This window comes from Limnohabitans sp., from assembly GCF_040401135.1.
Classification (GTDB): Bacteria; Pseudomonadota; Gammaproteobacteria; order Burkholderiales; family Burkholderiaceae_C; genus Limnohabitans.
The window spans coordinates 20812-33471 of the sequence record NZ_JBBAOV010000005.1; the positions used below are offsets into that span (position 1 = coordinate 20812).

At 53.6% G+C, this 12660-nt stretch carries 11 protein-coding genes; all 11 read left to right on the forward strand.

Features of this window, described 5'->3' with window-relative positions:
* The first annotated feature begins 40 nt into the window (after positions 1-40).
* The 11 genes from bamA (at position 41) to greA (ending at position 12660) form a co-directional block, all read left to right on the forward strand.
* Positions 41-2275 carry an outer membrane protein assembly factor BamA gene (bamA, locus tag ABWP81_RS02535; protein ID WP_353135557.1) on the forward strand — a complete coding sequence of 745 codons (2235 nt, stop codon included), beginning with the start codon at positions 41-43 and terminating at the stop codon, positions 2273-2275.
* Positions 2275-2781, forward strand: a complete 507-nt coding sequence (locus tag ABWP81_RS02540) for an OmpH/Skp family outer membrane protein (RefSeq protein WP_353135533.1) — start codon at positions 2275-2277, stop codon at positions 2779-2781. The genes bamA and ABWP81_RS02540 overlap by 1 nt, the downstream gene beginning before the upstream one ends.
* 6 nt (positions 2782-2787) lie before the next feature.
* Positions 2788-3771, forward strand: coding sequence for a UDP-3-O-(3-hydroxymyristoyl)glucosamine N-acyltransferase (lpxD, locus tag ABWP81_RS02545; protein WP_353139036.1), 984 nt, complete (start codon positions 2788-2790; stop codon positions 3769-3771).
* 2 nt (positions 3772-3773) lie between these two features.
* Positions 3774-4211 (forward strand): 3-hydroxyacyl-ACP dehydratase FabZ, encoded by a 438-nt coding sequence (fabZ, locus tag ABWP81_RS02550; protein WP_353135539.1) that lies wholly within the window; start codon positions 3774-3776, stop codon positions 4209-4211.
* 33 nt (positions 4212-4244) lie between these two features.
* Complete coding sequence (gene lpxA / locus ABWP81_RS02555) at positions 4245-5039, forward strand: acyl-ACP--UDP-N-acetylglucosamine O-acyltransferase (RefSeq protein WP_353139039.1); 795 nt, start codon at positions 4245-4247, stop codon at positions 5037-5039.
* A 5-nt stretch (positions 5040-5044) separates the two neighbouring features.
* Positions 5045-6187, forward strand: a complete 1143-nt coding sequence (gene lpxB, locus ABWP81_RS02560) for a lipid-A-disaccharide synthase (RefSeq protein WP_353135545.1) — start codon at positions 5045-5047, stop codon at positions 6185-6187.
* Positions 6159-6776, forward strand: a complete 618-nt coding sequence (gene rnhB / locus ABWP81_RS02565) for a ribonuclease HII (protein WP_353139042.1) — start codon at positions 6159-6161, stop codon at positions 6774-6776. Before lpxB ends, rnhB begins: the two co-directional genes overlap by 29 nt.
* Positions 6773-7549 (forward strand): TrmH family RNA methyltransferase, encoded by a 777-nt coding sequence (locus tag ABWP81_RS02570; protein WP_353139045.1) that lies wholly within the window; start codon positions 6773-6775, stop codon positions 7547-7549. Before rnhB ends, ABWP81_RS02570 begins: the two co-directional genes overlap by 4 nt.
* 170 nt (positions 7550-7719) lie before the next feature.
* Positions 7720-8883 carry a glutamine-hydrolyzing carbamoyl-phosphate synthase small subunit gene (gene carA, locus ABWP81_RS02575; protein WP_353139048.1) on the forward strand — a complete coding sequence of 388 codons (1164 nt, stop codon included), beginning with the start codon at positions 7720-7722 and terminating at the stop codon, positions 8881-8883.
* Positions 8883-12164: a carbamoyl-phosphate synthase large subunit gene (carB, locus tag ABWP81_RS02580; protein WP_353139051.1), complete on the forward strand. Its 3282-nt coding sequence runs from the start codon at positions 8883-8885 to the stop codon at positions 12162-12164. The genes carA and carB overlap by 1 nt, the downstream gene beginning before the upstream one ends.
* A gap of 19 nt (positions 12165-12183) precedes the next feature.
* On the forward strand, positions 12184-12660 hold the full coding sequence (greA, locus tag ABWP81_RS02585) for a transcription elongation factor GreA (protein ID WP_353135691.1): 477 nt from the start codon (positions 12184-12186) through the stop codon (positions 12658-12660).

The following is a 12660-nucleotide window of genomic DNA, read 5'->3' on the forward strand; positions in this document are numbered from 1 at the left end:
CACTTTGGCTCAGACTGCTGCCTTCATTGCGGGCACCTTGATGGCTTTCAATGCCATGGCTGCAGACCCTTTCAATGTGCGTGACATTCGCGTAGAAGGTTTGCAGCGCGTCGAGCCAGGCACTGTGTTTGCCTCTATTCCTTTCCGAGTGGGTGACGACTACACCGACGAAAAAGGCGCCGCTGCTATTCGCAGCTTGTTTGCGCTTGGCCTATTTAAAGACGTGCGCATTGAAGTCAATGGCGACGTATTGGTGTTGATCGTTGAAGAGCGCCCCAACATTGCCCAAGTTGAATTCATAGGTACCAAGGAGTTTGATAAAGATGTGTTGCGCAAAGCTTTGCGTGACATTGGTTTGGCCGAGGGGCGTCCGTTTGACAAAGCCTTGGCCGACCGAGCTGAGCAAGAGTTGAAGCGTCAGTATGTGAACCGCAGTTTGTATGGCGCAGAAATTATCACCACCATCACACCTGCTGATAGAAACCGCGTGAATTTGTCTTTCACTGTGGTTGAAGGTGATTTGGCAAAGATCAAAGAAATGCGTGTGGTGGGAAGCAAGGCGTTTAATGAATCCAAACTGTTGGATCAGTTCGACCAAGGCACTGGCAACTGGCTCAGTTGGTACACCAAGTCAGACCGCTACTCGCGCACCAAACTCAATGCCGATTTAGAAACTTTGCGTGCTTGGTATTTGGCGCGTGGTTACTTGGAGTTTCGAATTGATTCCACCCAAGTGGCGATTTCCCCTAACAAGCAAGACATTAGCATCACCATCAACGTGACCGAAGGTGACCGATTTGTGGTGTCTGAAGTCGTGATGGACGGCTACTACTTGGGCAAAGATGATGAATTCAAATCTTTGATTGAAATTCAAGCAGGCAAGGTTTACAACGCCGATGAAGTCACGCGCACCACCAAAGCTTTCAATGAGTATTTTGGTAATTTTGGATTTGCCTTTGCGCGAACAGATGTTCGTCCAGAAATTGACCGCACCACCAACCGCGTGAAACTGGTGTTAGTGGCCGACCCCGCTCGCCGCGCCTATGTGCGTCGTATCAACATCGTGGGTAATAACCGTACACGCGACCAGATCGTGCGCCGTGAATTCCGTCAAACTGAATCGTCTTGGTACGACGGCGAAAAAATTCGCTTGTCGCGTGACCGAGTCAACCGTTTGGGGTATTTCAAAGATGTTGAAGTGGATACGCAAGAAGTTTCTTCATCTCAAGATCAGGTGGATTTGAACGTGAATGTGGTCGAAAAACCCACAGGCATGTTGACCTTGGGCGCAGGTTTCTCAAGTGCAGAAAAGGTGACGCTGTCGTTTGGAATACAGCAAGACAACGTGTTTGGTTCGGGCCATAACCTAGGCTTGCAGGTCAGCACCAGCAAGTTCAATCAATACTATGTGGTGAACACCACAGATCCCTATTTCACCGAAGACGGCGTGTCTCGCACATTTGAGTTTTATCACCGATCAAGCAAGCCTTATGTGGAGCAGGGCGGTAACTACCGCATGATCACATCAGGCTTGGGTTTGCGTTTTGGTATTCCATTCAGCGAGTTAGATCGTGTTTTTGTGGGTACGGCTGCAGAGCGAACTGAGTTGGTGCCGGGCACCAATATGTTGGGCGTGCATGCCAGGTTATGTCAGCAGTTTGGATGTGTGGCTTCAAACGTGCCTCTGACTGCAGGTTGGGCACGTGACAGCCGTGACAGTTACCTAAATCCCAACAATGGCAAATTCATTCGTTTGAACAGCGAGTTAGGGGCTTTTGGCGATGCGCGTTATGCCAAATTTGGCGGGCAGTACCAGCAGTACATTCCGATTACCAAACAGTACACCTTTGCATTCAATGCTGATTTGGGCATTGGTAAAGGCTTGAATGGACAAACCTTGCCGTTTTACAAAAACTACTACTCTGGTGGTCTAGGTTCTGTGCGTGGTTTTGAGCAAGGGACATTGGGCCCGCGAGACATCACGGGCCCGGTCATCGGCGGAGCCAAAAAGGTAACGGTCAATACTGAATTTCTCCTGCCCTTCCCGGGTGCTGGCAATGATCGATCGCTGCGCCTCTACGGCTTTTATGACATGGGCAACGTCTACGGAGAGTTTGAAAAAATTGACATCGCTCAATTGCGTAGTGCTTATGGTGTAGGTTTGAGTTGGGTATCGCCGATGGGCCCCTTGCGTTTTGCTTGGGCCCGCCCACTGAGGTCATTCCCAGGCGATAGAATCCAACAGTTGCAATTCCAAATCGGGACCTCCTTCTGATGACTATGTTTACCCGTCAAATTTCCTTAGCTGTCGTGTTGGGCTTTGCTGCATGGTGTGTGCAAGCTGAAGAGATTCGCATTGGTTTCATCAACACCGACCGCATCTTCAAAGAAGCCAACACCGCTAAGCAGGCCCAAACCAAGTTGGAACAAGAGTTTTCTAAACGTGAAAAAGACTTAGAGAGTTCTGGCAATGCATTGAAGTCGGCAGTTGAAAAGTTCGAGCGTGAAGCCCCAACTCTTTCTGAATCACAGCGTGTGTCTCGCCAAAAGCAGTTGGGTGAGCAAGACCGCGACTTCCAGCGCAAGCGTCGTGAGTTCCAGGAAGAACTTAATGCCCGCAAGAACGAAGAGTTTCAACAAGTCCTTGAGCGCGCCAACCGTGTGATCAAGCAAGTGGCTGAAGCTGAAAAATATGACTTAGTCTTGCAAGAGGCCGTCTATATCAACCCCAAGCACGACATCACTGACAAGGTGCTCAAGGTCATCAACGCGGCTAAATAAGCAGCCGTGGCACTGAGTCTCGGCCAGATTATCGAAAGTTTGGGGGGGCGCCTTCTAGGCGATCCCAATCACCTCATTCAAAAACTCGCGCCGCTTGACACCGCTCAAGTCGACGCGCTGAGTTTTTTAAGCCATCCCAAATACCAATCACAACTTGCCACCACCCTGGCAGGTTGCGTGATTGTGTCGCCAGCAGTTGCCGATGCCGCGGACGTAAAGATGGCGTTGATCGTGACTGACAACCCGTATCACTATTTCGCGCGTCTCACGCAGTTATGGCGTCAACACACACGTGTGAATGATGAGCCCTTGGTTCACGTCAGTGCCGTGATTCACCCTTTGGCTCATGTGCATGCCACCGCTCGCATCGGCCCACTTTGTGTGATCGAGCGTGGTGCCCACATCGGCGCCAACAGTTGGCTCAAATCTGGTATTACCGTGGGTGAAGATTGCCACATGGGTGAGCGCTGTATCGTGCATGCCGGGGTCGTAATTGGGGCCGATGGTTTTGGTTTTGCTTTGTTCGAAGGTCGATGGGAAAAGATAGAGCAATTGGGTGCTGTCCGTATTGGCAACGATGTGGAAATTGGTGCCAATACTTGCATTGACCGTGGCGCTTTGGATGACACGGTCATCGAAGATGGCGTCAAGCTTGATAACTTGGTCCAAATTGGTCACAACGTGCACGTGGGCGCCAATACGGCCATGGCCGGTTGTGCGGGCGTGGCCGGCAGTGCGCGTATTGGTGCCAACTGCACGGTAGGTGGCGGCGCGATTGTGTTGGGCCATTTAGAACTGGCCGATGGCGTGCATATTTCGGCCGCGTCGGTGGTGATGCGCTCTATCCGTCAACCCGGTCAATACAGTGGCGTGTTCCCCATCGACGACAATGCGTCCTGGGAGAAAAATGCCGCCACGCTGCGCCAATTACACCGTTTGCGCGACCGTATCAAATCTCTTGAATCTGTTTTAGAAAGTCAAAAAAAATGAGCATGGACATCCATCAAATCTTGAAGCAGTTGCCGCACCGTTATCCGTTTTTGCTGGTAGATCGTGTGTTGGAATTGGAAAAAGGCAAAAGCATCAAGGCGCTCAAGAACGTGACCATGAACGAACCATTTTTTGGCGGCCATTTTCCGCATCATCCTGTGATGCCAGGGGTGTTGATTTTGGAGGCTTTGGCGCAAGCTGCTGCTTTGTTAGCGTTTGACACCTTGGGCTCAGCGCCCGATGACAAAACTGTGTATTACTTCGCGGGTATTGATGGTGCGCGTTTCAAGCGCCCAGTTGAGCCAGGTGATCAGCTCATCTTAGAAGTTGAGTTAGATCGCATGAAAGCAGGCATCTTCAAATTCAAAGCCCGCGCCAAAGTGGGTGATGTGGTGGCGACTGAGGCCGATTTGATGTGCACCATGCGCTCAATTGCTTAAAGACCAAGAAACCAACAAGCTAAACCGCAAACGATGAGCCTCATTCACGCCACCGCCATTGTTGACCCCAAGGCCGAGCTCGATAGCTCTGTGCAGGTGGGGCCTTACACCATCATTGGGCCCAACGTGCGCATCGGTTCGGGCTCCACCGTGGGCCCGCATTGCGTGATCGAAGGGCACACCACGATTGGCAATGACAACCGTATTTTTCAGTTCAACTCGCTGGGCGCGATTCCGCAAGATAAGAAGTATGCGGGCGAGCCGTGCCAGCTGATCATTGGCGACCGCAACACCATCCGCGAGTTTTGCACCTTTAATATTGGCTCACCCGGCGATACGGGCGTGACCCAAGTTGGTAATGACAACTGGATCATGGCTTATGTTCATTTGGCGCATGACTGCTTGGTGGGCAACCACACCATCTTCGCCAACAGTGCCCAGTTGGCGGGTCATGTGCATGTGGGTGATTGGGTTATTTTGGGCGGCTTTACGGTGGTACATCAGTTTGTGCGCATCGGTGCCCACAGCTTCACCGCCATGCATTCGCTCTTGTTTGCAGATGTGCCGCCGTTTGTCATGTGCCAAGGCCAACCCGCTGAGCCTCGTTCGATGAACTTTGAAGGCTTACGCCGTCGTGGCTTTTCTGCCGAGCGCATCAGCGCGGTAAAGGCCATGCACAAAGCTTTGTATCGCGACGACTTGACCTTAGACCAAGCCAAAGAACGCATTGCCGCCTTGAGCCAAGAAAAACCAGAAGCTGCGCCAGATGTGGTCATGATGCTGGACTTTTTGAGCCAAACCTCGCCGCAACGCGGCATCATTCGATAAACCATATGTCCGAGGCTCTGACTTTCTCGCTCGTGGCTGGCGAGGCCTCGGGCGATTTGCTGGCGGGCCTGTTGCTTGGGGGCATGCGCGATAAATGGCCGGAGATGCGCAGTGCCGGCATTGGCGGCCCCCGTATGGCTGCACTTGGTTTTGAGCCTTGGTGGCCTTACGAAAAACTCGCGGTGCGCGGCTATATCGAAGTGCTGCGTCATTACCGAGAAATTGTGGGCATTCGCACTCAGCTGCGTGAACGCTTGCTGGCCCATCCCCCCAGCGCTTTTATTGGTGTGGATGCACCAGACTTCAACCTCGATTTAGAGCGTGACCTCAAGGCCCAAGGCATTCCCACTATTCATTTTGTGTGCCCCTCCATTTGGGCGTGGCGGGCAGACCGTGTGGAGAAGATTCGCCAAAGCGTCGATCACGTGTTGTGTATCTTTCCGTTTGAGGCGGACTTGCTCGCTCAGCATGGCATTGCCGCCACCTACGTGGGCCACCCCTTGGCTAAAAATATTCCTGATATGCCAGACCGCGCCGCAGCTCGAACTGCACTTGGTTTGCCGCAAGATGCCACTGTGGTTGCTTTGCTCCCGGGCAGCCGCAGCTCAGAGATTGAGTATTTGGCGCTGCGGTTTTTGCAGGCCGCGCAACGCATGGCCAAGTTGCAACCGGGTTTGCACTTTGTGTTGCCCGCCATGCCTGCTTTGCGGGCGCGCATTGAAGCCATTGCTAAGGAAGTGGGTGAGATACCCAATCTCTTGGTGCTCAATGGTCAATCACACACTGTGTTGGCGGCTTGTGATGTCACGCTCATTGCCAGCGGCACTGCTACGCTAGAAGCAGCGCTGTTCAAGCGCCCCATGGTGATTGCGTACAACATGAACTGGCTCAGCTGGCAAATCATGCGTCGCAAAAAGTTACAACCTTGGGTGGGCTTACCCAATATTCTTTGCCAAGATTTTGTGGTGCCCGAACTGCTGCAAGACGCAGCCTCGCCAGACGCTTTGGCGCACGAGGTGCTGCAATGGCTGGCTAACCCGGTAGCCGTGGCCAATGTTCAACAACGTTTTGCGACGCTGCACGACACGCTGCGCCGCGACACTCCCGCACTGGCTGCGCATGCGATCGAAAAAGTTCTTGCGCGCTGAACAAGCCGCACTTATTTGGGACGCCCCAGGCTTAATGGCCGGGGTGGATGAGGCGGGGCGTGGGCCTTTGGCTGGGCCAGTCGTTGCGGCCGCTGTGATTTTGGACGACTTGAATCCCATCCTTGGTTTGGCTGACTCTAAAAAACTCACTGCATTGAAGCGCGAGCGTTTGTATGACGAGATTCGCGCCAAAGCTTTGTGCTGTTCGATCGCCGAGGCCACGGTGGAAGAGATTGACTCGCTCAATATCTTGCAAGCCACCATGCTCGCCATGCGGCGCGCCGTGGAAGGTTTGCGCTTGAAGCCCGCCAAAGTTTTGGTGGATGGCAACCGCTTGCCCGTGCTCGATGTGTTGGCCGAAGCCATCGTCAAAGGCGATAGCAAAGTGCAGGCTATCTCAGCCGCCTCTATCTTGGCCAAAGTACACCGTGACCGCTGGTGTCTAGAACTGCACGAGAAGTACCCCCAATATGGGTTTGATGCTCATAAAGGTTATGGCACAGCTGCGCATTTGCAAGCTCTCAAAGAACACGGCGCTACGCCTTGGCATCGCAAGTCGTTTTCGCCTGTAGCAGAGGTTTTGAAATGAACTTGATCACCTCGCGTGACAACCCCTTGGTCAAAGACCTGCGCCGCTTGTCCCAAGACAGCACGGCCTACCGCAAACTAGGTCGTATTTGGCTGGAGGGTGACCATCTGTGTCGTGCTGCGCTCGCGCGCGGCGTCAAGCCTGAGCATGCGGTGTTCGCTGAATCTTTGTGGGCCACTGCCCCGCGTGAATGGACGCAGGCGGCCGAGCGCAACACGGTGTTGCCCGATGCCTTGTTTGACGAGATCAGCAGTTTGGAGTCCCCCGCACAAATGGGTTTTGTATTGGTAGCGCCCGCATCGCAAGCGCTGATATCGACGACGCCTACCGTGGTGTTAGATCGTGTTCAAGATGTGGGCAATGTGGGCTCGATCTTGCGCAGTGCCTCTGCATTTGGTTTCAAGCAAGTGCTGGCCATCAAAGGCTCTGCCGCTTTGTGGTCGCCCAAGGTTTTGCGGGCCGGTATGGGTGCGCATTTTGGGCTGCATTTGGTGGAGGGTTTAAGCGTCGAAGATCTTAATATCTTGGACATGCCATGGGTGGCCACCAGCTCTCATCAAGGTCCATTGCTTCACACATTGTTGGCCGAAGCAAAGTTGCCAATGCCTTGTGCTTGGCTCATGGGCCATGAAGGGCAGGGTGTGTCAGCAGCGTTGGCCGAGCGTGCCGCCTTGCATGTGCGCATTGCCCAGCCCGGCGGTGAGGAGTCTCTCAATGTGGCCTCGGCAGCTGCTATTTGCCTACATGCCAGCGCTACCTGCCATTTGCTGTGATTCATGCGCGTTGGTTCGGGAAAACCAGTGCCTCGGATATAATGGGAGGCTTTCCCGCATCCACCTGTACGCCCCAGTTCAAACCTAGGCAAATTCCTCGAACAAAGTAGCCCAAGAGACACGTTCTCTAGTGAGCGCTGAGGCGTACCCGAACTATTCCGGAGAACCCAGTGCTTTTGTCTCTTCAGGGAACTTTCCCGCCCGCCATTTTGGCGCTCGCAGACGGCACGGTCTTTATCGGCAACTCGATCGGAGCTTCTGGCTCCACAGTCGGCGAAGTGGTGTTCAACACCTCTCTCACCGGCTATCAGGAAATCCTCACTGACCCCAGCTACTGCCAGCAGATCGTCACTTTGACTTATCCGCATATTGGTAACTACGGCGTCAACGTGGAAGACATCGAGGCCGACCAAGTCCATGCTGCTGGCTTGATCATCAAAGACTTACCTTTGATTGCAAGCAATTTCCGCTCTAACCAAACCTTGTCGGCTTATTTGGCGGATGCAGGCACGGTGGCCATTGCCAACATCGACACGCGTCAACTCACTCGCATCTTGCGCACAAAAGGCGCGCAAAACGGCGCAATCGTGGGTCTAGCCAAAGGCCAAGAAGTCACGCAAAGCTTGATAGACCAAGCGCGCATAGCCGCGAAAGGCGCGCCCAACATGGCCGGGCTTGATTTGGCTCAAAAAGTCACCGTCTCCAAGTCGTATGAGTGGACGCAAACTGAATGGGTTTTAGGTCAAGGCTACGGCACTCTGGCCGCACCTAAGTTTCATGTGGTGGCTTATGACTTTGGCGTGAAGAAAAACATCTTGCGCATGTTGGCCGAGCGCGGCTGCAAAGTGACCGTGGTTCCTGCCAAAACGTCTGCAGCGGATGTACTAAAGCACAACCCTGACGGTATTTTCTTGTCCAACGGACCTGGCGATCCACAGCCTTGCGATTACGCGATTGCCGCTGCGGCAACGTTGATCGAAACAGGAATCCCCACCTTTGGTATTTGCTTGGGCCATCAGATCATGGCCTTGGCCAGCGGTGCTAAAACTTTCAAGATGAAGTTTGGACACCACGGCGCCAACCACCCCGTGAAAGAGCTCGACTCAGGTCGCGTTTCTATCACCAGCCAAAACCATGGTTTTGCCGTGGACGAAAAAACCTTGCCCGCGAACTTGCGCGCCACGCATGTGTCGTTGTTTGACGGCACCTTGCAGGGCTTAGCCCGCACCGACAAGCCCGCGTTCTGCTTCCAAGGCCATCCTGAAGCATCGCCCGGCCCGCACGACATTGCTTACCTCTTTGACCGCTTCATCAACTTGATGGAGACAAAATAATGCCTAAGCGCACCGACCTCAAAAGTATCCTCATCATTGGCGCAGGCCCGATCATCATTGGTCAGGCCTGCGAGTTCGACTACTCTGGCGTCCAGGCCTGCAAAGCCTTGCGCGAAGAGGGCTACAAAGTCATCCTGATCAACAGCAACCCAGCCACGATCATGACTGACCCTGCCACCGCAGATGTCACTTATATCGAACCCATCACGTGGCAAACGGTTGAGAAGATCATTGCCAAAGAGCGTCCCGATGCCATTCTGCCCACCATGGGCGGCCAGACAGCGCTGAATTGCGCGTTGGACTTATGGCACAACGGCGTGTTGGCCAAGTACAAAGTTGAGTTGATTGGCGCGACGCCTGAAGCCATCGACAAAGCCGAAGACCGTTTGAAGTTCAAAGACGCCATGACCAAGATTGGCTTGGGGTCCGCCCGCTCAGGCATTGCCCACACCATGGACGAGGCGTGGGATGTGCAAAAAAGTTTGGGTTTTCCTACCGTCATTCGCCCCAGTTTCACTTTGGGCGGCACGGGGGGTGGCATTGCCTACAACCCTGAAGAATTCGAGACGATTTGCAAACGTGGCCTTGAAGCATCTCCTACCAAAGAGCTGTTGATTGAAGAGTCGTTGCTAGGTTGGAAAGAGTACGAAATGGAAGTGGTTCGCGACAAAGCGGACAATTGCATCATCGTTTGCTCCATCGAAAACCTGGACCCCATGGGCGTTCACACGGGTGACTCGATTACTGTGGCCCCTGCGCAAACCTTGACCGACAAGGAATACCAAATTTTGCGAAATGCCTCTTTGGCTGTGTTGCGCGAAATTGGGGTGGACACGGGCGGCTCCAACGTGCAGTTTTCGATCAACCCCAAAGATGGCCGCATGGTCGTCATTGAGATGAACCCACGTGTGTCGCGTTCATCTGCGTTGGCTTCTAAAGCCACAGGTTTTCCGATCGCCAAAGTGGCGGCCAAGTTGGCGGTGGGCTACACGCTTGACGAGTTGCGCAACGACATCACGGGTGGGGCAACGCCTGCGTCGTTTGAGCCTTCGATCGACTATGTGGTGACCAAGATCCCACGCTTTGCGTTTGAAAAATTCCCCACTGCTGACAGCCGCTTGACCACCCAAATGAAGTCGGTGGGCGAGGTCATGGCCATGGGGCGCACCTTCCAAGAGTCTTTCCAAAAAGCCCTGCGCGGTTTGGAAGTGGGCGTGGACGGCATGAACGAGAAAACGCAAGACCGCGAAGTGCTAGAAAAAGAGCTCGGCGAGCCCGGGCCCGATCGCATCTGGTACGTGGGCGATGCCTTTGCCATGGGTCTGAGCGTGGATGAGGTGTTTGCCTTGACCAAAATAGATCCTTGGTTCTTGGTGCAAATAGAAGAGATCGTGAAGATCGAACTCGAAGTTGAAACCACAACGCTAGAGGCCATTACGGCTGATGAGTTGCGTGCCTTGAAAAAGAAGGGCTTCTCTGACCGCCGTTTGGCCAAGTTGCTCAAAACTACCGAGCGCGTGGTGCGCGCACGTCGTCATGAGCTGAACATTCGTCCCGTTTACAAACGCGTGGACACCTGTGCGGCCGAGTTCTCGACTGACACGGCCTACATGTACTCATGCTATGAAGGTAATGGCAACGCCTTTGGCTTGGGCGATGCTGAGTGCGAAGCCGAACCCACCCATAACAAGAAAATCATGGTGCTCGGAGGCGGTCCCAACCGCATTGGCCAAGGCATTGAGTTTGATTACTGCTGCGTTCACGCAGCGCTCGCCATGCGTGAAGATGGCTTTGAGACCATCATGGTCAACTGCAACCCCGAGACCGTGTCGACCGACTACGACACGTCTGACCGCTTGTACTTTGAGCCCTTGACGCTCGAAGACGTGCTCGAAATTGTGGACAAAGAAAAGCCAACCGGCGTTATTGTTCAATATGGTGGTCAAACACCTTTGAAACTAGCGCTTGATTTAGAAGCAGCTGGCGTGCCAATCATCGGCACCAGTCCTGACATGATTGACGCGGCCGAAGATCGTGAGCGTTTTCAAAAGTTGTTGCAAGACCTCGGTTTGCGTCAGCCGCCAAACGCTACTGCACGTACTGAGCCAGAAGCTTTGGAAAAAGCCGCGGCTTTGGGTTACCCTTTGGTTGTGCGTCCCAGCTATGTGCTGGGCGGGCGCGCCATGGAAATCGTGCACGAGCAACGTGACCTAGAGCGCTACATGCGCGAAGCGGTTAAGGTGTCGCACGATTCGCCTGTGTTGCTGGACCGTTTCCTGAACGACGCAATTGAGTGTGATGTGGACTGTTTGCGCGATCCTGAAGGCAAGACCTTCATCGGCGGCGTGATGGAGCACATTGAGCAAGCGGGCGTTCACAGCGGTGATTCTGCTTGTTCGTTACCGCCTTATTCTTTGTCAGCCGAGACAGTGAACGAAATCAAGCGTCAATCCGCAGCGATGGCAGGCGCATTGAACGTAGTGGGTTTGATGAACGTTCAGTTCGCGATTCAACACGTGGACGGCAAAGACGTTATCTATGTGCTGGAAGTTAACCCTCGCGCCTCACGCACCGTGCCTTTCGTGTCCAAAGCCACAGGTATTCAGTTGGCCAAGGTGGCTGCGCGCTGCATGGCGGGTCAAACTTTGGCATCTCAAGGCATCACACAAGAAGTCACGCCACCTTATTTCAGTGTGAAAGAGGCGGTGTTTCCTTTTGTGAAGTTTCCAGGTGTCGACACCATCCTCGGCCCCGAGATGAAGTCCACCGGTGAAGTGATGGGAGTTGGGAAAACATTTGGCGAAGCCTTTGTGAAGAGCCAACTTGGGGCGGGTACTAAGCTGCCTCGCCCACGCGATGCCGATGGCCGATCCACCGGCAAGGTGTTCATCTCTGTGAAGAACAATGACAAACTGCGCGTGATCGAAGTAGCGCGTCAGCTGGCCGCTTTAGGCTTTGAGATGATGGCTACCAAGGGTACGGCGGCTGCGATTGTTGAAGCTGGTGTGGCTTGTGATGTGGTGAACAAAGTGACAGAAGGTCGCCCCCACATCGTGGACGCCATAAAGAATAACGAAGTTGTGTTGGTCATCAACACCGTTGAAGAGCGTCGCAACGCTATTGCTGACTCACGCTACATTCGCACCTCGGCATTGCTTAACCGCGTTACGACTTTCACCACCATCGCAGGCGCAGAAGCTGCGGTGGAGGGCATGAAGTACATGGACAAGTTGGATGTCATTTCTGTGCAGGAAATGCACGCCCAGTTAGCCGCTAATTAAGACGGCTGAAGGAAACATGATGAGTACAGTACCGATCACTACACGTGGCGCAGAGAAGCTCAAAAACGAGTTGCACAAACTCAAAACCGTTGAGCGCCCCTCAGTCATTGCTGCTATTGCTGAGGCCCGCGCACAAGGCGACTTGAGTGAGAACGCAGAATACGACGCCGCCAAAGACCGTCAAGGTTTCATCGAAGGCCGTATTCAAGAGGTTGAAGGTAAGTTGTCAGTTGCAAAAATCATTGACCCTGCTGAGTTAGATGCTGGCGGTCGCGTGGTCTTTGGGGCTACCGTGGCATTGGAAGAGGAAGAAACGGGCGACAAAGTAACGTATCAAATCGTGGGCGAAGACGAAGCCGATTTGAAACTTGGCCTCATCAACATCAGCAGCCCAATTGCCCGTGCCTTGATTGGTAAAGAAGAAGGCGATGTGGCCGAAGTGCAAGCGCCAGGTGGCGTGAAGCGCTATGAGGTTGTTTCGGTCTCTTACCTGTAA